Annotated in this window: 26 protein-coding genes; 21 read left to right on the forward strand and 5 right to left on the reverse strand. The window is 57.6% G+C overall.

Annotated elements, in window-relative coordinates:
- The first annotated feature begins 138 nt into the window (after positions 1 to 138).
- Positions 139 to 696 (forward strand): class I SAM-dependent methyltransferase, encoded by a 558-nt coding sequence (locus ACNT1W_RS07050; protein WP_012005454.1) that lies wholly within the window; start codon positions 139 to 141, stop codon positions 694 to 696.
- On the opposite strand, the gene ACNT1W_RS07055 is transcribed toward ACNT1W_RS07050, so the two are convergent.
- Positions 697 to 1,158, reverse strand: a complete 462-nt coding sequence (locus ACNT1W_RS07055) for a GNAT family N-acetyltransferase (protein WP_012005455.1) — start codon at positions 1,156 to 1,158, stop codon at positions 697 to 699.
- Positions 1,159 to 1,378: 220 nt separating this feature from the next.
- Between ACNT1W_RS07055 and ACNT1W_RS07060 the strand changes: the two genes are divergently transcribed.
- The 4 genes from ACNT1W_RS07060 to aroL all read left to right on the forward strand — a co-directional run bounded on the left by ACNT1W_RS07060 (position 1,379) and on the right by aroL (position 5,859).
- Positions 1,379 to 2,494 carry an ABC transporter substrate-binding protein gene (locus ACNT1W_RS07060; protein ID WP_115183173.1) on the forward strand — a complete coding sequence of 372 codons (1,116 nt, stop codon included), beginning with the start codon at positions 1,379 to 1,381 and terminating at the stop codon, positions 2,492 to 2,494.
- Positions 2,487 to 4,610: a TonB-dependent siderophore receptor gene (locus ACNT1W_RS07065; protein ID WP_419246568.1), complete on the forward strand. Its 2,124-nt coding sequence runs from the start codon at positions 2,487 to 2,489 to the stop codon at positions 4,608 to 4,610. Before ACNT1W_RS07060 ends, ACNT1W_RS07065 begins: the two co-directional genes overlap by 8 nt.
- A gap of 89 nt (positions 4,611 to 4,699) precedes the next feature.
- The gene (locus ACNT1W_RS07070) at positions 4,700 to 5,218 is read left to right on the forward strand and encodes a GNAT family N-acetyltransferase (protein WP_419246569.1); all 519 of its coding nucleotides are present in this window, start codon (positions 4,700 to 4,702) and stop codon (positions 5,216 to 5,218) included.
- Positions 5,219 to 5,334: 116 nt separating this feature from the next.
- Positions 5,335 to 5,859 carry a shikimate kinase AroL gene (gene aroL / locus ACNT1W_RS07075; RefSeq protein WP_218217479.1) on the forward strand — a complete coding sequence of 175 codons (525 nt, stop codon included), beginning with the start codon at positions 5,335 to 5,337 and terminating at the stop codon, positions 5,857 to 5,859.
- 19 nt (positions 5,860 to 5,878) lie between these two features.
- Here aroL and ACNT1W_RS07080 read toward each other — a convergent pair whose 3' ends face one another.
- Positions 5,879 to 6,652: a helix-turn-helix domain-containing protein gene (locus ACNT1W_RS07080; protein WP_419246570.1), complete on the reverse strand. Its 774-nt coding sequence runs from the start codon at positions 6,650 to 6,652 to the stop codon at positions 5,879 to 5,881.
- Positions 6,653 to 6,752: 100 nt separating this feature from the next.
- Here ACNT1W_RS07080 and ACNT1W_RS07085 point away from each other — a divergent pair, with 100 nt between their 5' ends.
- The 7 genes from ACNT1W_RS07085 (at position 6,753) to ppnP (ending at position 12,388) form a co-directional block, all read left to right on the forward strand.
- Positions 6,753 to 7,157: a nuclear transport factor 2 family protein gene (locus ACNT1W_RS07085; protein ID WP_012005461.1), complete on the forward strand. Its 405-nt coding sequence runs from the start codon at positions 6,753 to 6,755 to the stop codon at positions 7,155 to 7,157.
- A gap of 46 nt (positions 7,158 to 7,203) precedes the next feature.
- Positions 7,204 to 7,404 carry a YaiA family protein gene (locus tag ACNT1W_RS07090; protein WP_026142228.1) on the forward strand — a complete coding sequence of 67 codons (201 nt, stop codon included), beginning with the start codon at positions 7,204 to 7,206 and terminating at the stop codon, positions 7,402 to 7,404.
- Positions 7,405 to 7,707: 303 nt separating this feature from the next.
- On the forward strand, positions 7,708 to 8,481 hold the full coding sequence (locus ACNT1W_RS07095) for an IclR family transcriptional regulator (RefSeq protein WP_115183169.1): 774 nt from the start codon (positions 7,708 to 7,710) through the stop codon (positions 8,479 to 8,481).
- A gap of 195 nt (positions 8,482 to 8,676) precedes the next feature.
- On the forward strand, positions 8,677 to 10,242 hold the full coding sequence (locus tag ACNT1W_RS07100) for an OPT/YSL family transporter (protein ID WP_172491131.1): 1,566 nt from the start codon (positions 8,677 to 8,679) through the stop codon (positions 10,240 to 10,242).
- 32 nt (positions 10,243 to 10,274) lie between these two features.
- Positions 10,275 to 11,204 (forward strand): DUF1177 domain-containing protein, encoded by a 930-nt coding sequence (locus ACNT1W_RS07105; protein ID WP_419246571.1) that lies wholly within the window; start codon positions 10,275 to 10,277, stop codon positions 11,202 to 11,204.
- Between the two features lie 4 nt (positions 11,205 to 11,208).
- Positions 11,209 to 11,886, forward strand: a complete 678-nt coding sequence (locus ACNT1W_RS07110; RefSeq protein WP_419246572.1) for an AroM family protein — start codon at positions 11,209 to 11,211, stop codon at positions 11,884 to 11,886.
- 211 nt (positions 11,887 to 12,097) lie between these two features.
- Positions 12,098 to 12,388: a pyrimidine/purine nucleoside phosphorylase gene (ppnP, locus tag ACNT1W_RS07115; protein ID WP_012005467.1), complete on the forward strand. Its 291-nt coding sequence runs from the start codon at positions 12,098 to 12,100 to the stop codon at positions 12,386 to 12,388.
- Positions 12,389 to 12,579: 191 nt separating this feature from the next.
- Here ppnP and rdgC read toward each other — a convergent pair whose 3' ends face one another.
- Both rdgC and ACNT1W_RS07125 read right to left on the reverse strand, forming a co-directional pair.
- Positions 12,580 to 13,491: a recombination-associated protein RdgC gene (rdgC, locus tag ACNT1W_RS07120; protein ID WP_012005468.1), complete on the reverse strand. Its 912-nt coding sequence runs from the start codon at positions 13,489 to 13,491 to the stop codon at positions 12,580 to 12,582.
- 88 nt (positions 13,492 to 13,579) lie between these two features.
- On the reverse strand, positions 13,580 to 16,192 hold the full coding sequence (locus ACNT1W_RS07125) for an ATP-binding protein (RefSeq protein ID WP_419246573.1): 2,613 nt from the start codon (positions 16,190 to 16,192) through the stop codon (positions 13,580 to 13,582).
- Positions 16,193 to 16,333: 141 nt separating this feature from the next.
- On the opposite strand from ACNT1W_RS07125, the gene ACNT1W_RS07130 reads away from it, so the two are divergent.
- The 6 genes from ACNT1W_RS07130 to ACNT1W_RS07155 all read left to right on the forward strand — a co-directional run bounded on the left by ACNT1W_RS07130 (position 16,334) and on the right by ACNT1W_RS07155 (position 22,550).
- Positions 16,334 to 17,854 (forward strand): sugar ABC transporter ATP-binding protein, encoded by a 1,521-nt coding sequence (locus tag ACNT1W_RS07130; RefSeq protein WP_112363959.1) that lies wholly within the window; start codon positions 16,334 to 16,336, stop codon positions 17,852 to 17,854.
- Between the two features lie 28 nt (positions 17,855 to 17,882).
- Positions 17,883 to 18,872, forward strand: a complete 990-nt coding sequence (locus ACNT1W_RS07135) for an ABC transporter permease subunit (RefSeq protein WP_419246574.1) — start codon at positions 17,883 to 17,885, stop codon at positions 18,870 to 18,872.
- Positions 18,873 to 18,971: 99 nt separating this feature from the next.
- On the forward strand, positions 18,972 to 19,916 hold the full coding sequence (locus ACNT1W_RS07140; protein WP_012005472.1) for an ABC transporter substrate-binding protein: 945 nt from the start codon (positions 18,972 to 18,974) through the stop codon (positions 19,914 to 19,916).
- Positions 19,917 to 19,978: 62 nt separating this feature from the next.
- Positions 19,979 to 20,665 (forward strand): D-lyxose/D-mannose family sugar isomerase, encoded by a 687-nt coding sequence (locus tag ACNT1W_RS07145; protein ID WP_012005473.1) that lies wholly within the window; start codon positions 19,979 to 19,981, stop codon positions 20,663 to 20,665.
- Between the two features lie 11 nt (positions 20,666 to 20,676).
- On the forward strand, positions 20,677 to 21,537 hold the full coding sequence (locus ACNT1W_RS07150; protein WP_419246575.1) for a ketose 1,6-bisphosphate aldolase: 861 nt from the start codon (positions 20,677 to 20,679) through the stop codon (positions 21,535 to 21,537).
- Positions 21,537 to 22,550, forward strand: coding sequence for a carbohydrate kinase family protein (locus tag ACNT1W_RS07155; protein ID WP_419246576.1), 1,014 nt, complete (start codon positions 21,537 to 21,539; stop codon positions 22,548 to 22,550). The genes ACNT1W_RS07150 and ACNT1W_RS07155 overlap by 1 nt, the downstream gene beginning before the upstream one ends.
- On the opposite strand, the gene ACNT1W_RS07160 is transcribed toward ACNT1W_RS07155, so the two are convergent.
- The gene (locus ACNT1W_RS07160) at positions 22,525 to 23,265 is read right to left on the reverse strand and encodes a response regulator (RefSeq protein ID WP_012005476.1); all 741 of its coding nucleotides are present in this window, start codon (positions 23,263 to 23,265) and stop codon (positions 22,525 to 22,527) included. The genes ACNT1W_RS07155 and ACNT1W_RS07160 overlap by 26 nt on opposite strands.
- A 210-nt stretch (positions 23,266 to 23,475) precedes the next feature.
- Here ACNT1W_RS07160 and mak point away from each other — a divergent pair, with 210 nt between their 5' ends.
- The 3 genes from mak (at position 23,476) to ACNT1W_RS07175 (ending at position 25,106) form a co-directional block, all read left to right on the forward strand.
- A complete protein-coding gene (gene mak, locus ACNT1W_RS07165; RefSeq protein WP_261422888.1) occupies positions 23,476 to 24,384 on the forward strand; it encodes a fructokinase in 909 nt (302 codons plus the stop codon).
- 105 nt (positions 24,385 to 24,489) lie between these two features.
- Complete coding sequence (locus ACNT1W_RS07170) at positions 24,490 to 24,723, forward strand: type II toxin-antitoxin system Phd/YefM family antitoxin (protein WP_012005478.1); 234 nt, start codon at positions 24,490 to 24,492, stop codon at positions 24,721 to 24,723.
- The gene (locus ACNT1W_RS07175; protein WP_112363955.1) at positions 24,720 to 25,106 is read left to right on the forward strand and encodes a type II toxin-antitoxin system VapC family toxin; all 387 of its coding nucleotides are present in this window, start codon (positions 24,720 to 24,722) and stop codon (positions 25,104 to 25,106) included. Before ACNT1W_RS07170 ends, ACNT1W_RS07175 begins: the two co-directional genes overlap by 4 nt.
- Positions 25,107 to 25,143: the final 37 nt, after the last annotated feature.

Raw genomic sequence — 25,143 nt, forward strand, 5'->3', positions numbered from 1 at the left:
TGATCATTATCCACAGCCGTTTTTTTCGGTTGTCAGTTGCATTTTATTACAACTGTGTCGGTGGTTTTAGGACACATGTTAATGAATACTTAAGGAATTGAGTTCAGATTGGTGGCTACTCAACCTAAGGAGGCCCCAATGTTAAATGCGACACGGCTGCAACTGAAGAACCACTTTTCCTATCTCCAGCAGTTTATGGCTTCGCCACGCACCATTGGCACCCTGGCGCCTTCTTCCCCCTGGCTGTGCCAGGCGATGCTCAATCAGATTGAATGGACAGGCGCATTGTCGATCGCGGAGCTGGGTGCGGCGGACGGCGTGCTGACCAAGCGCATATTGGGACGCATGCGCGCCGATGCTTCGCTGGAAGCTTTTGAAATTCAATCAAACTTTGTCCATCAATTGCGGAAAATCGACGATCGCCGCCTGCAGGTAATGGACCGGTCGGCGGAACAGATGGCTCGCGATTATGACGTGGTGTTCTCCTGCCTGCCGCTGCTGTCAATTCCGCTTAAAATCAGTATTCGTATTTTACAGCAGGCACAGCAATGCCTGCGTGCACGCAATGGCACGCTGGTACTGTTCCAGTACAGTCACCTGTCGGAAAAATTACTGTCCCGCTACTTCCACTGGAAGCGACTGCGGGTAGTGCGTAACTTCCCGCCGGCGCTGGTGTACGTCTGTACTCCGCGTTAGCTAAAGCCTTTTCTCCATCACCACCACCTGGCCATCATATTGCTGCCGACGCTCGATAGTTTGCCAGCCCCAACCCGTATATAGCGGTTCTGATTTATCGGTGATCAGGTGCAATACGGGATGGTTGCGTTGGCGTGCCAGTTGGACGATGGCGGCCTCCAGACGCTGTGCAATGCCCTGACGGCGATGGTCAGGATGAACAAACACCCCAGCCAGCCAGGGGGAAAGGTCCATTCGGTGATGATCGTCACTCGGCCACAGGCTGGCCATGCCCAGCGGGCGTCCGTCTTCAAGCATCAACAAGGTGGTGTAGTCTTCACTCGGTTGCGCGCATTGGGCAAAGCGTTGACGCGTGCGTTCCAGAGAACCGCCGCGCTGCGAACCCCATTGGCCAAAGGCCCATGCGGCACAAACGTCGCTAAACTCTGGGCACTCGGTCAGTGGAATAATCTGTTGAGTCATCTCTGCCCCTCCTTTTAATTATCAGCCAATCTGGCTCACCCGCTAGCGGACTATCGACCGCTTTTTTAACTTAATAAAACCGTATTTATAGCGGTTTTGCACGCATCAGTGACGAAACTGCGTAATTCAGCGGATTTGACTCGCTCTTTGCCTGTTGTGATTGAAAGTGCTAATGAGAGTGATTATCATGCGCGAATATTTTGGCTAATCCGGCTCACTGATGCGCAATTCCCTCATTTTTCTGCTGCTTTCCCTGCTGTTCGGCTTTTTTGGCGTTCAGGCAAAAATGGTCACTGACATTACGGGGCGTCAGGTTGAGGTGCCGGACAATCCGCAGCGTATTGTGCTGGGCGAGAGCCGCATGTTGTATACCCTGGCGCTGCTCGAACCGGGAAACCCCGCCCAACGTATCGTTGGCTGGCCGGAAGATATGGCGCGTTTCGATGCGCAAAGCTGGCAACTCTACACGCAGAAATTTCCGCAGATCAAAGCGATCCCCTCTATCAGCAAGGGCAATTTCCGCCAGGTAAATATTGAAAACCTGATCCGCTTGAAGCCGGACTTAGTGATCCTCGCGCGCTATGCGCGGGAAGAGGGTGACAGTGATTTATTGCTGAGTGCGTTGAGCAAGGCCGGCATTGCGGTGATCTACGTCGATTTACGGGTCGATCTGCTGAACAACACCGTGCCTAGCGTCCGCCTGTTGGGCGAAGTGCTTAACCGTCAGCCGCGCGCAGAGCAGTTCATCAACTTCTATCAACAGCATATGGCGGTGATCCAGCAGCGGCTGGCCGGTTATCAGGGGCCGAAACCCAAGGTGATGTTGCACCTGCACCTCGGGCGGCGCGAAACCTGCTGCACCACGGCGGCCCATGGCAACCTCGGTGACTTGCTGACCTTTGCCGGCGGCGACAATATTGCCAACGCCAGCATCAAAGGCGTCTACGGTGAGCTGAACCCGGAAACCATTCTGACTGCCAATCCTGACATCTACATCGCCACCGGAATGGCCGGGCCGCAGGGCAAGCATTTTTCCGATCTGCGCCTTGGGCCGCTGGTCACCCAGCAGGAAGCCGATGAGAGCTTTAGCCGGGTGATGCAAAAACAACCGATGCTCGCCAACCTGAAAGCCATAAAAAATCACCAGGCCTGGAGCATTTGGCACAACTTTTATCTCAGCCCTTATCACGTTGTCGCGGTTGAGATGTTCGCCAAAACCTTCTATCCGGATCTGTTTGCAGACATCAACCCGCAGCAGACCTTTAAGCAGTTATATCAACAATTTTTGCCGTTACCTTTTTCAGGGACCTATTGGAGTCAGTTAAATAATGAATAACACCCAACGTGGCTGGTGGTGTGCACTGCCTCTGGCGGCCTGCGCCTCTGTACCGGCGATCGGTGCCGACAAAACAGCAGAGAAGGGTGAAACCCTGGTGGTGGTTGGCCAGGCACAGGCCGATGGCGTACAAAGCTATCAGCCGCTGACCAGCGTGACCGGCACCCGCATGGAAACCAGCCTGCTGGACGTGCCGCAGGCTATTGACGTGGTGCCGCAGCAGGTGATTACCGATCAGGCGGTCAGCAGCCTGGATGAGGCGCTGTATAACGTCAGCGGCATCACTCGGGCGAATACGTTGGGGGGAACTCAGGACGCGGTAATGAAGCGTGGTTTTGGTGATAACCGCGACGGCTCAATTCTGCGCGACGGCGTGCGCTCGGTGCAGGCACGTAACTTTACCCCAACCACCGAACGGGTTGAGGTGCTGAAAGGCCCGGCCTCGATGTTGTACGGCATGAGTGAACCGGGCGGGATGATCAATATGATCACCAAAAAGCCGCAGTTGCAGCAGCATACCCATGTGGAAGGCTGGGGCAGCAGCTTCAAGGGCGGTGGCGGCCAGTTGGACGTGACCGGGCCGCTGGGGACTTCAGGATTCGCTTATCGGATGATTGTCGATCACGACGAGACCGACTACTGGCGTAACTTCGGCCGCAACCGTCAGACGGTGATCGCACCGTCGCTGATGTGGTTCGGCGAGAGCACCACGGTGCGCGTTGCCTACGAGCATATGGAGTATTTGGTGCCGTTCGATCGCGGTACCATCATCGATTCGCGTACCGGCAAACCGGTGAATACGCCGCGCGATCGTCGCTTCGACGAAAGCTATAACGCCACGCGTGGCGATCAGGACAGCGTTACCCTGCAGGTTGATCAGGTGTTGAACGAGAGCTGGAAAAGCTCACTGACCTACGCCTACAGTCGCAACAGCTACAGCGACAACCAGGCACGTGCGTTGGCTCTGGATCCTGAAACCGGCGTGCTGTCGCGCCAGGCCGACTCCACCGCCCATGCGGTCAGCCATGCCAACGCGGTGCAGTTGACGCTCAACGGTGACGTCGACTGGGGCAGCATCAACCACCAAATGCTGTTCGGCTTTGATTTTGAAGATAATCGCACCTATCGCGGCGATATGATCCGCGGCAAGAAGAACAGTGATTTCAATATCTACAACCCTGTTTACGGCCAGATGCCTACCTCGAACGCCGTCAGCGCCAAAGACAGCGATCAGCGTGAAAACCTCACCAGCTACGGCTGGTTTATGCAGGACTCCGTGCAGCTGACCGATAAATGGCTGGTGATGGGCGGACTGCGTTACGACGCCTTTGACGTGTTTGCCGGCAAAGGGCGGCCGTTTGTCACCAATACCGACAGCTCCGATGGCAAACTGGTGCCCCGCGCCGGGGTGGTCTACAAGCTGACGCCGTATGTGTCGCTGTACAGCAGCTATACCGAGTCTTTCAAACCAAACTCTTCCATCGCCAGCCAGATTGGTTCGCTACCGCCGGAACAGGGCAAGGCCTGGGAAGTGGGCAGCAAGGTTGAGTTGCCGAACGGTGTCACCGGGACCCTGGCCTTGTTCGATATCACCAAACGCAACGTGATGGTCAGCGAACTGGTGAATGGCGAAACCGTGACCCGCACCGCCGGGCGCGTGCGCTCGCAGGGGGTGGAGCTGGATGTCGCAGGCAATATTACCGATTCGCTGAGCCTGATCGGTTCTTATGCCTATACCGATGCGCGGGTGGTGGACGACCCGGACAACAAGGGCAAGGAAATGACCAACGTGGCGCGCCACACGGCTTCACTGTTCCTGACGCAGGATTTGGGTTCCCCAGGGCTATACAGCGGAGACAACCTGCGCATGGGAGCCGGTGCGCGTTATGTGGGCCGCCGCCCTGGCGATGCTGCCAACAGTTTTAATCTTGATAACTACACCGTCGCCGATGCCTTCGCCGCTTACATCATGCCGGTCAATGGTTACCGGGTGAAATGGCAGTTGAACGTGAAGAACCTGTTCGACAAAACCTATTATCCTTCCAGCGGCGGCAATTTGCGTGTGGCGGTGGGGGAACCACGTGAAGTGGTGCTGCGTGCCAGCGTCGACTTCTAATTTGGCGGGCCGGGAAGCCAGTCCGGCGGCGGGTATCTGCCGTCGGATAAATCTGGTTAAATAGCCGGCCTGTTGTTAAGGAGGATCCGATGAGCCTGAAAATTCGTTTGGCGCAACTACAGGACATTGCTCAACTGATCGCCGTCGAACGCTCGGCTGCGCAGTTATTTCATCAACAACCGGCCTGGGCTTTTATTGCCGAAGGCCCGGTGATGGATGCGCAGCAGCATACTGATTTTATTCAGCGGCGGCAGGAATGGCTGGCGGAAAGCACCGCGGGTGAGGCGGTCGGGTTTATCGCGGTGATGGCGCAACAGCAGGATTGGCATATCGCCGAACTGTCGGTTGCCGCCAACTGGCAACGTCAGGGCATTGGACGCCGGTTGATTGCCGAGGTCGCAGCACAGGCCAGGTTGCAGGGCGCGCAGCGCCTGACGCTGACCACCTTTATCGATGTGCCCTGGAATGCACCCTATTACCAACGGCTGGGGTTCCGGCCGATAGCCCCTGAGCGGCTCAGCGCTTCATTGAGCTCTCGGTTGGCGCAAGAGGTGGCGGATGGCTTCGCCGTCGGCAGTCGCTGTGCTATGGAATTTACACTATCGTAAATATTGAAATACAGAGTGATGGCGGTATGATGCAGCAACCACGCCATCGCAGGATTTAGCACGCCGGGTTCTGGCGAGCAAATGCACTCAAGTCACCGTATAAGGGACAACCCGTAATGACACAAACCATTTTCATGGTAGGCGCGCGCGGAGCCGGTAAAACCACGGTGGGTAGCGCACTGGCGCTGGCGCTGGGCTATCAATTCGTCGATACCGATCTGTTTATGCAGCAGACCACGCAGATGAGCGTGGCGGAAATGGTCGAACAAGAAGGCTGGCTGGGATTTCGTCGCCGTGAAAGCATTGCTCTGCAAACGGTCACTCAACCGTCAACTGTAGTTGCCACTGGTGGTGGTGCGATCCTGGCGGAGGAGAACCGCCGCTTTATGCGTCAGAACGGCAAGGTCATCTACCTGCGTTCACCCGCCGAAGTATTGGCACAGCGGCTAGAAGAGTACCCGCAAGATACACAGCGCCCTACGCTGACCGGCCGTCCGATTGCCGAAGAAATGCTGGAGGTGCTGGCCGCGCGTGAAGCGCTGTATCAGGAGGCCGCTCACTACGTGATGGACGGCACCGGTGGCCCGCAACAGGTGGTTGAGCAGATCCTCTCCGCCCTGCAGTTGGAAACGGTAAAATAAGCTCTCTCTTGGGGCACCGTCAATTGCGCCTGACGGCTGCCTCGTTTTTCTCCCGAACATGAGTCTCGCGCTGAACAAAATACAATCCCGGTGTGGTACCAAAACGCTGACGGAAAGCGGCAATGTAGGCGCTGACATTGTCATAACCGCAGTCACCGGCAATCTGATTGACGGCTTCACCGCGTGACAATGGCTCCAGCGAACGGAGCACCCGAGCCTGCTGGCGCCAGCGGGCGAAAGTCACGCCGGTTTCGCTGATGAAATGCCGGCTCAGGGTGCGGACGCTCAGCCCGGCCCAGGCGGCCCATTCACTCTGGCTGCGTTCGCTGGCCGGCTCATTGAGTAGCGCACGGGCGATTTTCAGCAGTCGTGCGTCCTGCGGCAGAGGCAGTTGCAACGGAGTATTTTCCTGCGCGCACATCTCATCGAGCAATACCTGTAGTAGTCGCCGTTGCGGCGCGTTCAGCCTTTGGCCTGCGAATTGTGCAAGGCGTTCCACCAACGCCAAAATCAACCCGGAAGCCGTGCTCAAATGAGGTTGTTTCGGCAGATCTGCACATAGGGATCCAGGCAGATACAGGCTCCAGCCGGCGACGTTGCCACAGGCCAATGCCTGGTGCGCGCAGTTCGCTGGCAGCCAGCCGATACTGCCGGCGGTCATTGCCCATTGTTGCTCCTGAGTTTCCAGCGCAATCATGCCGTGGGTTAATAAATAGAGCTGTCCGCGGGTATGTTGATGCCAGGGCGTTAAGTGCTTTTTTTCATGCCACAGTCGTTCGCTTTGCAGGATCATCTTGATTGGCCGATTTACCGTATTGAATGTCCAGTTGCGGTTATTATGCCATCCTCTGCCTGATCTATGATCTCCTCAACGTTTAATTTTGGAGATAAAAATGAGCCTGCAAACCCCAACCGCCCTGGTGCTCGAGGCCCTGCAACGGGTCGTCGCGGCACCACAACACCAGCCGCTGCTGATTGCTGAGTTTTTCAGTGAAGATTACCTCCAGCAGGTGGACGGCAACACGCTGGATTACGCCCACTTCATGCAGCATATGGCGTTACTGAAACAACTCACCCGCAGCATGACGCTGGAGATAGTCGCCGTAGCCGGGCAGGGGGATTCGGTACTGACCCACCACCAGGTTCGGGTGGAAAAGCGTGACGGAAGCCGCAGCCTGGTTAAGGTATTGGCACATTTCACCGTGCGTGACGGCAAGATCTGCGCCTGCGATGAGCTGACGCAGCTGCTGGAAGGCGAACACGGCGATCGCGATTTGGGGTCACGCGTGTCGGTATAGATACCGCTGCTATACTTAAACTTGTGGAATCACACGGGAGATCAGCATGCGCGAAAATAACCGACCTGGCTATCCGAGAACTGCCCGAGTGGTCGCCGTTGACCGGGGCGATCCAAGCTTGCATATGCACCGTTTTGAGGTGCGCACCGATGACATTGAGCCCAATACGCTACTCAGTGAGCATCCTACCGAGCAGGAAGCGCTCGATGCCAAGCATCGTTATGAAGATCCGGCGCTGGAAGATTAAATAATATCCCTCTGAAACCGGCATCAGGCCGGTTTCTTTATTCATTCCGTTTACTGCTTTAATTACCTCACTCGATAACGATAAATTAGCATGACATGCTGGTTTATACCGCCATGGTCGAATAACTGCGTGGTAATCGGCCTGTTTTATCAGCGTTAGCCGTTGCATTTAATTTAGTGAAGCATCATCCGCTGCGATTAATGGGCAGAATAAAAAATAAACTGCTTGACGATAAGTTGTACGAGTTTTAGTTTCTAATTATCAAACAGGAACTGAGTTCCATATAGTGGAACAAGGCGTGCGATGACAACTCTGGAAAATGCCGCTGCGGTATTAAAGTTATTTTCACAACAGCGAATGATGCACGGCCAGGCCGGTATTTCATTCAGTGATGTGGTGAGTCAATTGGCGCTGCCAAAAAGCACGGCCTCTCGCCTGTTACAGACCATGGAAACCCAGGGCATGCTGGAGCGCGATCCTGACAGCAAGCTGTATAAAATCGGTCGTTTGCTGCTATCGGTTTCCAGCCACTATCTGTCGACGCCGTTGGTCGACAGCGTGGCGGCCAGTATGGTGCAGCTCAGCCAACAGACTAACTGTACGGGTTATGTTTCAGTGCTGGAAGCGCAGGAAATTATGGTGATGCGCATGTTCCCCGGTCGCCATTTTCTCCAGGTGGTGACGCCGGCGGGCAGCCGCTCACCGGTGGCGGAAACCTCGGTAGGCCGGGCGATATTGGCGCGTGACAGTGATGAGCAGGTGATAGCGCGTTTTGCCGCAGGCTACCGTGCGGCTTCACCCAATGCTCCGCAAACGCTGGAAGCATTGTTGAGTAAGCTGGCACAGGTCCGGCAGCAGGGCTGGTCTCTGGCACGTAATGAGACGTTGCAGGGCATCAGTTCGCTGGCGACAGCGGTGACCAACAAACACCGCAATGAGACGGTCGGTCTGTGCTTGTCTTTTCCTACGCAGGCGGAAGAACAGCCATTTTCACCCGCTGTGCTGGAAGCATTAATGACAGTATCCCGGCAATTGGCGGAAAAACTCGGTGATGATTATTGGCAACAGATCAAATAACGCACCGGAACACTCTGTCAGTATCTGATAATTAACGAAAACCAACACCAGGGAATTTCTTAATTATCTATCTTGGATTTATGGGCAATAAATACTTAATGGCACTCACAGTTCCAATATTCGGAACTGTGAGTGCCACCTCATGCCGAAATTAACGTTGCCAGACGCCAGGGAATATTCAGGGAAATGAAAACTATGAAACCAAAAAGCAGCATAAATCCTTTGAAAGATATCGGTACTCTGCTGGTGATGGTGCTGCTGTCCATCGTCGGCGCAATTATCGGCGTACAGTTGATCACCACGCTGGGCGTGACGCCCAACACGTCGATTATTGGCGCGTTGATCGCCATGCTGTTGGCGCGCATTCCACTGCAAATGTTCCAGCGTTACCGTTCGGTGCATACGCAAAACCTGGCGCAAACGGTGATCTCTTCCGCCACCTTCGGCGCGGCCAACTCGCTGCTGATGCCAATTGCCGTGCCTTATGTGATGGGGCAACCGCAGCTAATCCTGCCGATGTTTTGCGGGGTGGCGGCCGCGATGTTGCTCGACGCCTACCTGCTGTACCGCATGTTCGACACCAAAATATTTCCTGCGGCCAATGCCTGGCCACCGGGTGTCGCGGCGGCGGAAGCCATTAAGGCCGGTGACCGGGGTGGCAAGCAAGCCTGGCTGCTGGTGGTGGGCGTGGTAGTCGGCATCGCCGGTTCGATGCTTAAAATCCCGATGGCGGCTTTCGGCACCGCGTTTATCGGCAATATCTGGGCATTGGGCATGTTTGGTGTCGGCCTGTTGCTGCGAGCCTACGCGGAACCCATGGCAGGTTTTGATATCAATGCGAATTTCATTCCTCACGGAGTGATGGTTGGTGCCGGACTGGTGGCGTTGATCCAGGTGGTTCAGGTGATCCGCAGCAAGCGTGCGGATACCAGTGGTTATAGCCAGGCCGACAGTGAAGTGCGCAAAGCGCTCGGGTTGGGCGCGGTGGGATATATCGTTATTGCCGCGCTGTTGGCGTTGGCCGCTGGACTGTACAGCGAGATGTCGCTGGGCATGCTGGTGCTGTTTGTGATTTACGCCGCGTTTGCCGCCTTTGTGCATGAACTGATTGTCGGCATCGCCGCGATGCATTCCGGCTGGTTCCCGGCCTTTGCGGTGGCGCTGATTACCCTGATTATCGGCATCCTGATTGGCTTCCCGCCGCTGGCGCTGTGCGTGCTGACCGGGTTTACCGCCGCCACCGGCCCGGCATTTGCCGATATGGGCTTTGATCTGAAAGCCGGATTCATTCTGCGCGGCTACGGCAAAGATTTACAGCAGGAGCTGCTGGGGCGCCGCATTCAGTTGTTTGCTGCGCTGATCGCCTTTGTCATCGCCATCCCGGTGGTGTACTTCGCTTATACCAGTTACTTCCTGCAGGACCTGATCCCGCCGGTGGCGCGGGTGTACGCCAAAACCATCGAGGCAGGTGCGCAGCCGGGCATTGCCTACAGCCTGCTTGTCTGGGCTGTCCCAGGAGCCATTGTGCAGTGGATTGGCGGGCCCAAACGTCAGCTCGGCGTGCTGTTGGCCACTGGCCTGTTGATCAACAACGCGTTGGCGGGTTGGGCGGTGATCGTCGGTATCGCGCTGCGCATTCTGATTATTCGCCGCTGGGGCGACAAGGGCCGCACGCCGATGGAGATCATGGCGGCCGGTTTTATCGCCGGAGACGCGCTGTATAACTTTTTCAATTCCATTTTTTCCAGCAAAGGGAAATAACCCATCCGGTTAAATTGTGAGGTCAGCCGATTATGAGTTTGCAACAAACGCTGCAGGTTTTTGAATTAATTGATAGTGCCTATGTGAACGGTCAGCAGGTTGTCGATCTGTTCACGTCCTATCCCGGCATCCGCGCCAGCACGCTGCGTGCCAGTGGGCCAAAAGGCGCGACCGACTTCGTGCGCATTGAGATCCCCGGCAGCAATGGTAAAAGCCGGGGTGGGGAGGCGCCGACGCTGGGTATTATCGGCCGCTTGGGCGGTATTGGTGCGCGGCCAACGCGGATTGGCCTGGTGTCCGACGGCGACGGCGCTATCGCCGCTATTGCCAGCGCGCTGAAGCTGGCGGAAATGCAGCGCAAGGGCGATGTATTGGCGGGCGATGTGATCATCACCACCCATATTTGCCCTGATGCGCCAACCCGTCCGCACGACCCGGTCGACTTTATGGATTCGCCGATCGACGACATGACGATGAACGATAATGAAGTGGTGCCGGAGGCCGATGCGATTTTGTCCATCGACACTACCAAGGGCAACCGCATCATCAATCACAAAGGCTACGCACTGTCACCGACGGTGAAAGAAGGCTACATCCTGCGGGTGTCGGAAGATCTGCTGCGGATTATGGAGATGACCAGCGGCCGCCCGGCGGTGACCTTCCCGATCACTACCCAGGACATTACGCCTTACGGCAACGGGGTACACCATCTGAACAGCATTCTGCAGCCCTCTACCGCGACCTCTGCGCCGGTGGTTGGCGTGGCGATTTGCACCGAGTCGGTGGTGCCGGGCTGCGGTACCGGTGCCAGCCATGAAGTGGATATTGCGCTAACCGTCAAGTTTGCGGTGGAAGTGGCGAAAGAGTTTGGCCGCGGTACCTGTCATTTTTATCAGGCTGACGAATACGCACAGTTGCTGGCGCTGTACGGCAGCCTGAGTCATCTGCAAAAAAGGAAATAACCGGATGAATGCCTCATTTGCCACGCTGACTATCGGTCAGGCACCGCGCAACGACATTATGCCGTTGCTGTCTGCCTATCTGCCTGCGGAACAGGTGAGGCATGTCGGGTTGCTGGACGGGCTGAAGGCCAGCCAGATTGACGAGCGTTATACACCGCAGGCCGGAGAGAAGGTGTTGGTTTCACGCCTGCTGGACGGCACTCAGGTGAGATTGGCGGCCTCGCGGGTCGAACTGGGGTTGCAGCAGAAAATCAATGCACTGGAAGCAAAGGGCTGTGAGGTGATCCTGCTGTTGTGCACCGGCGAGTTTGGCCAGTTGCATGCACAACAGGCGCTGTTGCTGGAGCCGGACCGCATTATTCCGCCGCTGATTTCTGCCATTGTCAGCCAACACCGGGTGGGGATTGTGGTGCCGGTGGCGGAGCAAATCAGCCAGCAGGCGAGCAAGTGGCAGTTACTGGCGACGCCGCCCTGTTTTGCCGTCGCCAGCCCTTATTTGGCGGATGACGCGGTGCTGGAGTTGGCCGCAAGCGAGCTACAGCGGCAGGGCGCGCAGGTGGTGGTGCTCGACTGCATTGGTTATCACCGGCAGCACCGTGATTTCCTGCAGGCACGGCTTGAAATACCGGTGCTGTTGTCCAATGCGCTGGTGGCCAAGCTGGCTGCTGAGCTAATCGACTGATTAAAAAGCTAATAAAATCTTATATGGCGGTGTGTCGGGGGCGGTGCTGCGTGTTTTTGGGCGTGCACCCAGAACGGCAGGCTGACGGTCAACCGCTTGGCAGCGTTTTACTCTGCGCCACGATCGCATTTCGCGAGAAAAACCAGTGACAGATCAACCGCAATCCCCCAATATGGATTTCCCATAAAGTTGATTACGCGGGTGTCAGTCTATGCTGAAAGTAAACGAGTATTTTGCCGGGAAAGTGAAGTCTATCGGTTTCGATAGTAGCAGCATCGGCCTTACCAGCGTCGGTGTCATGGAAGAGGGAGAGTACACCTTCACCACCGCCCTGCCGGAAGAAATGACCGTGATTACCGGCGCGTTGAAAGTGTTGCTGCCGGGCTCGCCGGACTGGCAGGTGTTTATGCCGGGTGAGAAGTTCTTCGTACCGGCACACAGTGAGTTCAACCTGCAGGTGGCCGACGCGACCGCCTATCTGTGCCGTTATTTAAGTAAGTAACTCATACCCTTCTTACTTGAAGCTGCAGCGTTGTTGGCTGCGTGCGCTCACCCCAGTCACTTACTTGAGTAAGCTCCTGGGGATTCCCGCACTTGCCGCCTAGCTGCAACTCCAATTAATTTGGGTATGCTATCTGTGTTGCAACGCTACTCATGTGGAACAAAGGCGCAGCGATTTGCGCCTTTGTGTACTTAGCGCTGGGCTTCGCCACCCAGGGCTTCGATGGTGTTCTTGATTAACGCAGCCAGTTCGCTGGTCATCAGGATAAAGTCGGCGTCAAAACGCTGGGCAAAGTCGTCACGATCGATATCGTCGTTCTGCTCGCGCAGCGTATCGGCGAACTTCAAACGCTTCAGCGACCCGTCGTCTGCCAGCACCAGTTGAATGCGCTCCTGCCAGTCCACCGCCAGCTTGGTCACCAGCTTGCCGGCTTCGATATGTACCGCAATCTCATCGCTGATCAGGTTCTGTTTCTTGCAGCGGATCACGCCGCCGTCTTCCAGAATTGCCTTCAACTCTGCTTCGTCCTGAATGATAAAGCCAGCCGGTAGCTCACCAGAGCGTACCCACTCGGTCAGCGTCAGTTCGATCGGGCTTTCCATGGTCAACGGCACTACCGGCAGTGAACCCAGGCTTTTGCGCAGCAGCGCCAGAGTGTCTTCCGCGCGTTTGGCGCTGGCGGCATCAACCATAATCAGGTCATTAACCGTGTCGATCCACATAAAAGTCTGATTAAAGCGGCTAAAGGCGCGTGGCAACAGGCTGTGCAGCACTTCGTCTTTCAGCGCGTCTTTCTCGGTTTTCTTCAGCTTACGGTGTTGTTCACCTTCCAGGCGTTCAATCTTGGCCTGCAACTCTTGTTTGATGACCGGCGACGGCAGGATTTTTTCTTCCTTGCGCGCGCAAATAACGATCTGGCCGTTAACCGCGTGTGTCAGTGACTCGCTGTGGGAACCCATCGGAGAAACCCAGCCGGTTTTCGCCATGTCCTGGCTGCCGCACGGGGTGAAAGCAAAAGCGCTGAGTTGTTTTTCCATTTCATCCGCGTTTAACGCCACTTCGCGGCTCAAACGGTAAACCATCAAATTCTTAAACCACAGCATAATGTTATCCCTGGCTGGGCGTGCATCTGGCACGCTTATTCATCAAAAGCAGGGCGGCATAATAACGAATCAGGGGCGAAAAATCGCCTCATTCCCTCCGAATTGCGTCAGCGGCCGCGTTTGAGCGGCGTGCCCGTTGCAGTGCCAACGCCAGTTGCCGCTGGCTGAAAGGCTTGCGCAGCAGTTCAATGTTGGGCAGTGTGTCTTCGTGGTGACGGCGTATATCCTGGCCGCTGATCAGCAGCGCGGTAAGGCGCGGATTAATCTCTCGCGCCAGCCCAATCACCTGCACGCCGTCCAGTTCGCCCGGCAGCATCAGGTCACTGACCAGCACCCCAATATCCGGCGTCTGGCGCAGCAGCGCCAGCGCTTCATGGCTGTCTGCGCAGTCCAGCGTCAGGTAGCCGAGCTGATGCAGGTGTTCGCACAGCGTATGGCGCACGTCATTTTCATCTTCCAGCACCAATACCAGACTGTCGGTGCCGTCGCTTTCTTCGAGCGGCAGGGGCGGTGCTTGGGCGATTGCCGGTGCCGGGGCGCGCGGCAGTTGCAGGCGCACCAGAGTGCCTTCTCCCGGTGCGGTTTCAATCTGCACCCGGCCGCCGGACTGGCGAACAAAGCCGTAGACCATCGACAGCCCCAGCCCACTGCCGCTGCCCACTGCCTTGGTGGTGAAGAAAGGTTCGAACACCTGCGCTTTCACTTCCTCCGACATGCCGCAGCCGGTGTCGATCACCTCCAGCGCCACCATGTCCTGTTTTTTGCCACCGCTGCGCACCACTCGTTGGTTATAGATGCGGATCTTGACCACGCCGCTGCGGCCTTCCATGGCATCCCGGGCATTGACTACCAGGTTGATCAGCGCGTTTTCCAACTGATTGGCATCCACCCACGCCGGCCAGCCGGGTCGCTGAGTCTCAATGCTTAGAGACAACGTCGTGGGCAGTGAATGACGCAGCAATTCCTGCAGGTTTTCTACCAGCGTCTGTAGCGTGATGGCCTGCGGATGCAACGCCTGTTTACGCGAAAATGCCAGCAGCCGCTGGGTGAGCTGTGCACCGCGTTCGGCGGCCTTCAGAGCCCGGGCAATACGCTGTTCGGTTTGGGCGTCCTGAGTCTGTTGGGTGGTTAGTTCCAGGCTGCCGATAATCACCGCCAGCAGATTGTTAAAATCATGCGCCAGGCCGCCGGTGAGCTGACCGACCGCCTTCATTTTCTGGCTGTGCAGCAGCGCCTCTTCCAGCGCTTTGCGCTCGGTGCGTTCCAATACCACGTTAACTACGCCGCGATTGGGCACCGGACTGAAGCGCAGCTCGACGGTGCGGCCGTCGCTCAGGCGCAGTTCCTGCGGCTGCGGCAGTTCACTGGACAGGTTGGCCAGCACCGCTTCCCAGCGCTGACCCGCCGGGGGCGTCACGTGTTGCAGCAGTTCACGGTAGTGTTGGCCCCGGTGCAACTGGTGTTCGTTTAGCCCCAGCAGCAGCGGATATTGCGGGTTCCATACCACCAGTTGGCCGTCGTTATCAAACAGCGCAAAGCCGTCGCGCATTGCCAGAAAGGTGGTTTCGAGCTGGGTGCTTTTCTCTTTCAGCAGGCGAGAAGTTTGCTCCAGCGAGGCGGTATTGCGTGCAAAGACGTTGAATGCCCGCGCCAAATCGCCCAGTTCGTCACGGCGCTGCAGCGCAGGCACACTGACCTCACGTTCGCCGCGCGCCAGCCGCGTCATGGCACCGGCGATCGCCGTCAGGTTCGATCCCAGATTACGGTAGATATACCACCCGGCGAAGCCGGTAATCACCAGCGCCAGCAGCGCGAACAGGCCGATAAACCAGCTGATGGAGCTGAGTTCGCGATGGGTTTGATGGGTGCGCAGCTCCGACTCGTCTGCCACCTTCTGTACGTAGAGATTGATGTCGTCATTGAGCATCGCCACTAAGGCTTTGATATGGTAGGTGTAATAGGCCAGGGCCAGATCGCTTTGCTCCAGCTCCAGCGTTTCGGGCAGCAGGCGTTGTTCGCTGTCGCGAAACTGGCGCATTTTCTCGTCGACCAAGGCATCCGGGCTGTGCTGCGGCCAGTAGGCCATCACGCTGTCGAGTTGCTGGGCGGCGGCCTTGGGCGTCGGGGTTTGAATGGCGATCGCCAGCAGCCGGTCGATCTGGCTCAGCAGCGGCAGCGAGGGCGGGTTCTGATTATTACGTTGGTTGAGGCTGGCGATATGCCGCAGCGTGCTCTGCGCCTGATACAGCCCACTGAGCAGGATATTGCGTTGCAGATGCCGTGCGTGACCGAGATCCAGCATGCGGGTCACGCTGGTTTCCAACGCGTTGCTGCGGCTGATGATGCGTTGAACCAGCTCCGGCTCGCTATGTGCCAGCGGAGCGTCCGCCAGTCGGCTGAGCGAGGCCTGCAGCGCCAGCTGGGTTTGCTTCAGCCGGGCTGACTCGCTCTGATACTCCAGCGCACCCACCACCTGCGATAGCCGAATGGCGGCGGTCGCCACGTTCGAAGTATCCCGGCTCAGCGCCATGCTGCCGTTCATCTCATTTAGCGTTTGCGCCTGAACTTGTTCCTGCAGCTTGCCCGCATGGTTAAAGCCGACGATCGCCACGCCGCTGACCATCAGCGTCACCGCCACCACCAACAGGTTGAACATCAGCAGGCGCCCACGTGCACCGGCAAGGAAAGGCAGTCTGCGCATTGGATCCCCCGTAACTGACTGTCCGCATTATAAATCCCCGTCCCATTAACAATATGACAAAGATGAACGGCCGCTGACATTTTGCATTTATTTATGCGTGGTTAACTGCACTCAATCCGAACCGCAACCCGAGGTATGACGATGAGCGCGACCCCGATCCTGGAAATGCACAACATCGCCAAGAGTTTTGGTCAGTTTTATGCGCTGAAGGGCGTCAACCTGACGGTTTATAGCGGTGAGATCCACGCGCTGATGGGTGAAAACGGCGCGGGTAAAAGCACCTTAATGAAAATATTGGCCGGCGCTTATATCGCCAGCAGCGGGGAAATTTTTATCGATGGGCAGCCGTTTGCCATTAAAGGGCCAAAAGATGCCCTGGCGGCGGGCATCACGCTGATTTACCAGGAAATGAATCTGGCACCGAATCTGACGGTGGCGGAGAACATTTTTCTGGGCAGCGAGATCCAGCGCGGCGGCCTGGTGAAGCGCCAGCAGATGTTGCTGGAAGCACAGAAAGTCATCGATCGTTTGGGCGCGCAGTTCAGCGCCGGCGATCGGGTGATGAAATTAACCATTGCCGAACAGCAGCAGGTGGAAATCGCCCGCGCGTTGCACCGCAACAGCCGCATCCTGGTGATGGACGAACCGACGGCGGCACTTTCTTCGCGTGAGACGCATCGGCTGTTTGAGTTGATCAAGCGTCTGCGCGATGAGGGGATGGCGATCATTTACATCAGCCATCGCATGGCGGAAGTCTACGAGCTGTCGGATCGCGTTAGCGTGCTGCGCGACGGCCAGTACGTTGGCAGCCTGATGCGCGACAAACTGTCCGCCAGTGAATTGGTACGCATGATGGTGGGCCGCCCGTTGAGCGATCTGTTCAACAAGGAGCAGGGCATTGCGGTGGGCGAACCGCGCCTGACGCTGCATGGCCTGACCGACGGCAAGAAAGTAAAGCCGGTCAGCCTGCAGGTGCGTGCCGGTGAGATCGTCGGCCTTGCCGGGCTGGTGGGCGCCGGCCGTTCCGAACTGGCGCAGCTGATTTTCGGCGTGCGCAAGTCCAGCGGCGGTACGGTGGAAATTGACGGTAAGCCGGTCAATATCCGTTCACCGCGTGACGCCATTGCGCTGGGCATCGGTTTTCTCACCGAAAACCGCAAAGAGCAGGGCCTGTTTCTCGATCTGGCAGCGCATGAAAATATCGTGATGGCGACGCTGGAGCGTGACGGCCGTTATGGCCTGCTGAATCGGCGTAAGGCTCAGAGTATTTCCAGCGACGCCATCGGCCTGCTGAATATCCGCGTGCCGCATGCTCAGGTGCGGGCCGGTGGGTTGTCCGGCGGCAACCAACAGAAGCTGCTGATTTCACGCTGGGTGGCGATCGGCCCGCGTATTCTGATCCTCGATGAGCCCACTCGCGGCGTTGACGTGGGTGCCAAAAGCGAAATTTATCGCATCATGAGTCAGATGGCGCAGCAGGGAGTGGCGATCCTGATGATCTCCAGTGAACTGCCCGAGGTGGTTGGCATGAGTGACCGGGTTTATGTGATGCACGAAGGCAGTATTGCCGGGGAATTGAGCGGCGCAGAGATCAGCCAGGAGAGCATTATGACGCTGGCCACCGGCGTCGAACCCGCCCTGGAGGCGGCCAGCCATGAATAATTCTATCCCTACGCTCAAGGAGCCTGTCATGACTTCGAACCCGCTGCCACCCGCCGCAAAAAATCCCACGCTGAAACGGGCATTGTTGGGCGATATGATGCAAACCGTCGGCATCTTGCCGATATTGATCCTGATCGTCGCCGTTTTCGGCTTTGTCGCACCGAATTTCTTTACCGACGCCAACCTGCTGAATATTGCCCGGCAGGCGTCGATTAACATCGTGCTGGCGGCGGGTATGACCTTCATCATCCTGACCGGCGGTATCGATCTTTCTGTTGGCTCGATGCTGGGCACCACGGCGGTGGTGGCGATGGCGGTTTCACTGATGCCGGGCCTGACCGGGCTGTCTATCCCACTGGCGCTGCTGGCCGGTTTGGGCATGGGATTGTTTAACGGTTTTCTGGTGGCCTACGCCGGTTTACCACCCTTTATTGTCACGCTAGGGACCTATACCGCACTGCGCGGCGCGGCTTATCTGCTGGCCGACGGCACCACCATCATCAATTCCGATATCAGTTTCGAATGGATCGGTAACTCGTATCTGGGGCCGATCCCCTGGCTGGTGATTATCGCCTTTGCCGTGATCGCGCTGTGCTGGTTCATTCTGCGCCGCACTACGCTGGGAGTTCATATCTACGCGGTGGGCGGCAACATGCAGGCGGCACGCCTGACCGGGATTAAGGTCGGTGCGGTGCTGCTGTTCGTCTACGGCATGAGCGGTTTGCTGTCTGGGCTGGGGGGAATAATGAGTGCCTCACGCTTGTACAGCGCCAACGGCAACCTCGGCATGGGCTATGAGCTGGATGCGATTGCCGCGGTGATCCTCGGCGGTACCAGCTTTGTCGGCGGCATTGGCACCATTACCGGCACGCTGGTGGGGGCGCTGATTATCGCCACCCTGAACAACGGCATGACGCTGATGGGCGTCTCATACTTCTGGCAGTTGGTGATCAAGGGGGCGGTGATCATCATAGCTGTGCTAATCGACAAATATCGCACCCGCAACTACCAACACTAACTTACCCGGTGTCTTTCAAGCTGCGGGGTGAGTGATAAAGAAATGTCGGCGCCCACCGGGGCAGGTTTTCGTAGATCGGAAAATAATGAGGAAAACACTATGCGTTTCAAGCCATTGATTACCGCTTTGCTGGTTACTGCCGCGCTCGGCAGTGCCTCGTTGGTGCAGGCAAAAGAGTTGAAATCGATTGGGGTGACGGTGGGCGATTTGGCCAACCCGTTCTTCGTACAGATCACCAAGGGTGCAGAAATGAAGGCGCGCGAGTTGGCCGGCGATAAGGTCAACGTGACGCTGGTGTCGAGCGGTTACGATCTCGGCCAGCAGGTGGCGCAGATCGATAACTTTATCGCTGCCAAGGTTGACATGATCATCCTGAACGCCGCGGATTCCAAGGGTATCGGCCCGGCGGTAAAACGCGCCAAGGATGCCGGTATCGTGGTAGTGGCGGTTGACGTGGCGGCCGAAGGTGCCGATGCCACTATCACCTCGGATAACACCCAGGCCGGCGCCATGGCCTGTAAATACATCAGCGATCGCCTGAAAGAGAAGGGCAACGTGGTGATCATCAACGGGCCACCGGTGTCCGCGGTACAAAACCGGGTCGAAGGCTGCATGACCGAACTGAAGAAACACCCGGAGATCAAGCTGCTGTCCTATAACCAAAATGCCAAGGGCAGCCGTGAAGGCGGGCTGGAGATCATGACCGCGCTGTTGGCGGCCAATCCGAAGATCGACGGCGTGTTTGCGATTAACGATCCTACGGCGATCGGTGCCGATCTGGCCGCCAAACAGGCGCAGCGCAGCGAGTTCTTTATCGTTGGCGTGGATGGATCGCCGGACGGTGAAGAGGCGCTCAAGCGTGGCGGAAAATCGCTGTTTGTCGCGACGCCGGCGCAGGATCCGCAGGTGATGGCGGCCAAGGCGGTCGAGATCGGTTACGACATTCTGCAGGGTAAACCTGCGCCAACCGCGCCGGTGCTGATCCCGGTAACCATGATCGATAAAAACAATATCGGCAGCTACAAAGGCTGGACGGTGAAATAACCTGTTATCGGCGGGGCCTGCCAGACTGGGCCCCTCATTCCTCTACCGCTTGCGGAGGTACCATGAACCGTTCCGCCGTGAATCAAATTCTGCAGCAAACTCAACACTTTTTTGCCCGTTTCGACGTCCAGCTGCCGCCCTTCGCCCATTTTAGCCCCTCGGCCTGGCAGCAGCTCGATCGCCAGCCGTGGCAGGAGGTGTTTGACCTGAAACTGGGTTGGGACGTCACGGCGTTCGGCGACGATGATTTTGCCCGCAAGGGGCTAACGCTGTTTACCCTGCGCAACGGTTCACCCGGCGGGCAGCCTTATGCCAAAGGCTATGCGGAGAAAATCATGCATTGCCGCGAAGCTCAGGTGACGCCAATGCATTTCCACTGGCGTAAGCGGGAAGACATTATTAACCGTGGCGGCGGCAACCTGATCGTTGAACTGCACAACGCAGACTCTCGGGAAGGGCTGGCCGAGACCGCCGTGACCGTGACACTGGATGGCTGTCGACAGACCCACGCTGCCGGTTCGCGCCTGCGCCTGGCGCCGGGAGAAAGCATCTGTCTCACGCCGGGTATCTATCACAGTTTCTGGGGCGAAGAGGGCTTCGGAGACGTTTTGGTAGGGGAAGTCTCGACGGTAAACGATGACGATAACGACAACCGTTTCCTGCAGCCGCTCAGCCGCTTTAGCCAGATTGAAGAGGACCAGCCACCGCAGTGGTTGCTGTGTCATGAATATTTGCGCTTTATCGCTTAAGGAGAACCAGCATGGCATTAATTTCATTGGCGCAGGGGTTGGCGCAGGCTCGCCAACACGGCTATGCGCTGGGCGCATTCAACGTGCTCGACAGCCATTTCCTGCGTGCGTTGTTTGCTGCGGCGCAGGCGGCGCGATCGCCGTTTATTATCAATATTGCCGAAGTGCACTTTAAGTACGTCTCGCTGGAGTCGCTGGTGGCGGCGATTAAAAGCGAAGTGGCGCAGCACGATATCCCGGTGGTGTTGAATCTGGATCATGGCCTGCATTTCGAGGCGGTGGTGCAGGCGCTGCGGCTGGGATTCAGCTCGGTAATGTTCGACGGTTCCGGCCTGAGCTACGAAGAGAACGTGCGTCAGACGCAGGAAGTGGTGCGCATGTGTCACGCGGTCGGCGTCTCGGTTGAGGCTGAGCTGGGGGCGGTCGGCGGTGACGAAGGCGGCGCGCTGTACGGCGAGGCCGACAGCAATAAATTTACCGACCCGCAGCGGGCGCGCGAATTTGTCGAATTGACCGGCATTGATGCGCTGGCGGTGGCGATTGGCAATGCGCACGGCAAATATAAAGGCGAGCCGAAGCTCGATTTCGAGCTGTTGGCGGCTATCCAGCAGCAGGCGGGGATCCCGCTGGTGCTGCACGGCGGTTCCGGCATCAGCGACGCCGATTTCAAACGCGCCATTGGCCTGGGAATTCACAAAATCAATTTCTATACCGGCATGTCGCAGGCGGCGCTGGGGACGGTGGAGCAGCGGATAACGCAACGCCACGCGATTTACGATGAATTCGCCGAAGTGTTGCTGGCGGTGGAGCAGTCGATCAGCGAAGTGGTGCAGCAGCAAATGCATATTTTCGGCAGCGCCGGGCGGTTGTGATGAGCCGGCGTGGCATTGTTTCGGCCGGCAATATGCTGGTGGATCATGTGCATCAAATTGCGCACTGGCCGCAGCCGGGCTGGCTGGTTGAGATTGAACATAGCCAGCGCGCTACCGGCGGTGCGCCGCTTAATGTGCTGCTGACGTTGGCACGCATGGAGACCGGGTTACCGCTGGCGGCGCTCGGGTTGATCGGCTGCGACGCAGACGGTGACTACATTCTGCAAATGCTGGCGCAGCACCGGGTCGACAGTGGCCTGGTCAGACGCAGCGAAACGGCGATGACCGCCATGTCGCAGGTGATGACCGAGCCGGGCGGCCAACGGACGTTTTTTCACGCGCCGGGGGCCAACCGGCAGTTGGATCTGGCCGATTTCGACCAACTGCACAGTGAACATAAAATTTTCCATCTGGGTTATCTGCTGCTGCTCGACAGCCTGGATCGCCCGGATGAAGAGTTTGGCACCCGCAGCGCCCGCCTGCTGGCGCAAATGCAGCAGCGTGGTTATCAAACTTCATTGGATTTAGTGTCGCGCCAGGGCGATCCTCGCTATCGACCGCTGGTGCTACCGGCGCTGCGCTGGCTGGATTATCTGGTGATCAACGAGCTGGAGGCCGGTGAGTTTACCGGGCTGGCTTTGCGTGCGGCCAATGGCGCGGTGCAACCGCAGTTGATGGCCGAGGCCGCAGAACAGCTATTGCTGGCCGGTGTGCGGCGGCGAGTGGTGATCCACTGCCCGGAAGGTGCATATGGACTGGAGAAAGGCGGTGAAGCGCGCTGGCAACCGTCGTGGCAGGTTGGCGAAACTGAAATCGTCGGCAGCGTCGGTGCCGGGGATGCCTTCTGCGCCGGGGTGCTGTACGCCAGCCATGAAAACTGGCCTTTGGCAGAGACGCTGCAATTGGCGCATGCCTGTGCGCGGTTCAATCTACTGCGCGCCAACGCGATCGATGGCGCACGCCCCTTGTCGGAACTGCAGGATTATATCAGGCGGCAGCCACCGGCTGGCTGACGTCGGCGGCGAAAACATAGCCCAGCCCGCGAATGGTGCGGATCAACTCGGGTTGATGCGGGTTGATCTCGATCTTGCGTCGTAGCCGCATGATCAGCACGTCGATGGTGCGATCGAACACCTCCAGCGTTTCGCTGTGGGTCAGCTCAAGCAGGCGATCGCGGGTCAGTACTTTGCGCGCGTGCTGTACCAGCGCCAGCAGCAGGCCGTATTCGCCCTGGGTCAGATCGACCGGTTGTCGCTGCGGGTTGTGTAGGGTGCAGCGGGCAGTGTCCAGGCACCAGCCGTTGAACTGCCAGCCTTCGGGTTTGTTCCGACCGGCGGTGGCCGGCTCCAGCGCCAGCGCACCGGTACGGCGTAACACCGCCTTGGCACGGGCGACCACCACGCGTGGGTTAAAGGGTTTGGCAATGTAGTCGTCGGCCCCCATTTCCAGACCGACCACCACGTCGGACTCGGAGCCCAGGCCGGTCAACATCACCACCGGCAGATCCGGGCGCAGACGGTGGATCTGCTGCAACACCAGCAGGCCGTTGGTGTCCGGCAGGATCAGATCAAGCAGCACCAGAGCAATATCCGGTTGCTGGCTGAGTAAGGTTAACGCCTCACTGCCCCGGTGGCAGGCATGCACGCTAAACACATGCTCGTTGAGGACATCGCAGAGCAGGTCACAAATGGCAGGATCGTCGTCGACGATCAATACGGCAGGTTTCATCGCTGCTCTCCGGATTTTAGGATGCGGAAAATGTTATCAACAAGTTAACTGGTTAAATGCAGTGTACCCGATGGCTAATTAATAAGCGGCAGTCGGTGTGAGTCTGATGCGGAAATTGCCATCACCGTCACACTCGGCGCTGATTGAGTGATCCTGGCAACTGAATATATTAGGCTGTGGCAACGTTGTTGTGCATTGAGGAGAAAAATCGTGCGCATTGGTATCGACCTGGGTGGCACCAAAATTGAAGTGATCGCGTTGGCCAACGATGGGCAGGAACTGTTCCGCCATCGCATCGCCACGCCACGCCATGATTATCAGCAAACGCTGGATGCGATTACCGGTCTGGTAAAATTGGCAGAAGAAAATACCGGCCAGCAAGGCTCGGTCGGCGTCGGCATTCCCGGCACGCTGTCGCCCTATACCGGGCTGGTCAAAAACGCCAACTCGGTCTGGCTCAACGGCCAACCGCTGGATAAAGACCTGTCGGCGATGCTGGCCCGTGAAGTGCGTATTGCCAACGATGCCAACTGCCTGGCGGTGTCGGAAGCCACCGATGGTGCAGCCGCCGGCAAGCAAACCGTGTTTGCGGTGATTATCGGCACCGGTTGCGGTGCTGGAGTGGCGATCAACGGCCAGGCACACTCGGGCGGGAACGGTATCTCTGGCGAGTGGGGGCATAACCCGCTGCCGTGGTTGGATGAGGACGAGCTGCGTTTTCGCGCTGAGGTTCCTTGTTACTGTGGGAAGCAGGGCTGCATTGAAACCTTTATCTCCGGTACTGGTTTTGCCACCGACTATGCCCGTTTGAGCGGTAACCCGCTAAAAGGTCATGAAATCATGACGTTGGTGGCACAAGGGGATGCGGTGGCGGAGCAAGCGATCAGCCGTTACGAGCTGCGGCTGGCGAAATCGCTGGCGCACGTGATCAATATTTTTGATCCGGACGTGGTGGTGTTGGGCGGGGGGATGAGCAACGTGGATCGGTTGTACCAGCGGGTGCCGCAGTTGGTGAAATCCTGGGTGTTCGGTGGCGAATGCGAAACCCCGATCCGCAAGGCGGTTCACGGCGATTCCAGCGGCGTGCGCGGCGCGGCGTGGCTGTGGCCGCAACTTTAATTACCGTTGCAAAAAAGCGCGGGCCTGCTCGCGCTTTAATCAATTCCCTGTACAAAAACTGGACTCCCCTCTATGCTTTAGCTAACTTAGCTAAGGAGATCGCGTATGCCTATTCAGGCCAATATGCACGAAGCCAAATCCAACCTGAGCCAACTGGCGGATAAAGCCGCACAGGGAGAGACCGTGATTATAGCGAAAGCAGGGAAGCCTTATGTTCAGCTGGTGGCCATCAAGGGGCAAACCCGCAAGCCGGGTGCTGCCAGGGGCCAATTCACCGTCCCGGACAATTTTAATGATGGCGATGCAGACATCACCGCACTGTTTGAGGGCGACGAGTGAAACGTCTGCTGCTGGATACCCATGCGCTGTTGTGGTGGCTGATAGACGATCCCAGCCTGGGGGAGAACGCCAGAAGGCAGATCGCCGATCCCGGCAATGTGGTGTATGTCAGCGCGGCCAGCATTTGGGAGATTTCGATTAAGCGTGCGCAGGGCAAGCTGACGCTGCCGGAGGATATCTTCGAGATAATTGATGCAGAAGATTTTTTGCCGTTGCCGATGGCGGCCTTTCACGGTCAGCAGGCGGGCCAGTTGCCGCCGCATCATCAGGATCCTTTTGATCGCATGCTGATCGCCCAGGCGCAGGCCGAAGGGCTGACGTTGGTTTCCGCCGACGCCGCTTTTCCGCAGTATGGCATCCGGGTGTTTGACGCCCGGCGCTAAAGCGGGTTAACCCTGGGGTTCACTAGGCACCGGCTCC

Origin of the sequence: Serratia sp. NFX21 (assembly GCF_048517035.1) — a bacterium.
Lineage (GTDB): Bacteria > Pseudomonadota > Gammaproteobacteria > Enterobacterales > Enterobacteriaceae > Serratia > Serratia quinivorans.

Coding starts and splice junctions, on each gene's coding strand:
- ACNT1W_RS07050 (WP_012005454.1), top strand. CDS start 139: ATGTTAAATGCGACACGGCTGCAACTGAAGAACCACTTTTCCTATCTC.
- ACNT1W_RS07055 (WP_012005455.1), bottom strand. CDS start 1,158: ATGACTCAACAGATTATTCCACTGACCGAGTGCCCAGAGTTTAGCGAC.
- ACNT1W_RS07060 (WP_115183173.1), top strand. CDS start 1,379: ATGCGCAATTCCCTCATTTTTCTGCTGCTTTCCCTGCTGTTCGGCTTT.
- ACNT1W_RS07065 (WP_419246568.1), top strand. CDS start 2,487: ATGAATAACACCCAACGTGGCTGGTGGTGTGCACTGCCTCTGGCGGCC.
- ACNT1W_RS07070 (WP_419246569.1), top strand. CDS start 4,700: ATGAGCCTGAAAATTCGTTTGGCGCAACTACAGGACATTGCTCAACTG.
- aroL (WP_218217479.1), top strand. CDS start 5,335: ATGACACAAACCATTTTCATGGTAGGCGCGCGCGGAGCCGGTAAAACC.
- ACNT1W_RS07080 (WP_419246570.1), bottom strand. CDS start 6,652: ATGATCCTGCAAAGCGAACGACTGTGGCATGAAAAAAAGCACTTAACG.
- ACNT1W_RS07085 (WP_012005461.1), top strand. CDS start 6,753: ATGAGCCTGCAAACCCCAACCGCCCTGGTGCTCGAGGCCCTGCAACGG.
- ACNT1W_RS07090 (WP_026142228.1), top strand. CDS start 7,204: ATGCGCGAAAATAACCGACCTGGCTATCCGAGAACTGCCCGAGTGGTC.
- ACNT1W_RS07095 (WP_115183169.1), top strand. CDS start 7,708: ATGACAACTCTGGAAAATGCCGCTGCGGTATTAAAGTTATTTTCACAA.
- ACNT1W_RS07100 (WP_172491131.1), top strand. CDS start 8,677: ATGAAACCAAAAAGCAGCATAAATCCTTTGAAAGATATCGGTACTCTG.
- ACNT1W_RS07105 (WP_419246571.1), top strand. CDS start 10,275: ATGAGTTTGCAACAAACGCTGCAGGTTTTTGAATTAATTGATAGTGCC.
- ACNT1W_RS07110 (WP_419246572.1), top strand. CDS start 11,209: ATGAATGCCTCATTTGCCACGCTGACTATCGGTCAGGCACCGCGCAAC.
- ppnP (WP_012005467.1), top strand. CDS start 12,098: ATGCTGAAAGTAAACGAGTATTTTGCCGGGAAAGTGAAGTCTATCGGT.
- rdgC (WP_012005468.1), bottom strand. CDS start 13,491: ATGCTGTGGTTTAAGAATTTGATGGTTTACCGTTTGAGCCGCGAAGTG.
- ACNT1W_RS07125 (WP_419246573.1), bottom strand. CDS start 16,192: ATGCGCAGACTGCCTTTCCTTGCCGGTGCACGTGGGCGCCTGCTGATG.
- ACNT1W_RS07130 (WP_112363959.1), top strand. CDS start 16,334: ATGAGCGCGACCCCGATCCTGGAAATGCACAACATCGCCAAGAGTTTT.
- ACNT1W_RS07135 (WP_419246574.1), top strand. CDS start 17,883: ATGACTTCGAACCCGCTGCCACCCGCCGCAAAAAATCCCACGCTGAAA.
- ACNT1W_RS07140 (WP_012005472.1), top strand. CDS start 18,972: ATGCGTTTCAAGCCATTGATTACCGCTTTGCTGGTTACTGCCGCGCTC.
- ACNT1W_RS07145 (WP_012005473.1), top strand. CDS start 19,979: ATGAACCGTTCCGCCGTGAATCAAATTCTGCAGCAAACTCAACACTTT.
- ACNT1W_RS07150 (WP_419246575.1), top strand. CDS start 20,677: ATGGCATTAATTTCATTGGCGCAGGGGTTGGCGCAGGCTCGCCAACAC.
- ACNT1W_RS07155 (WP_419246576.1), top strand. CDS start 21,537: ATGAGCCGGCGTGGCATTGTTTCGGCCGGCAATATGCTGGTGGATCAT.
- ACNT1W_RS07160 (WP_012005476.1), bottom strand. CDS start 23,265: ATGAAACCTGCCGTATTGATCGTCGACGACGATCCTGCCATTTGTGAC.
- ACNT1W_RS07170 (WP_012005478.1), top strand. CDS start 24,490: ATGCCTATTCAGGCCAATATGCACGAAGCCAAATCCAACCTGAGCCAA.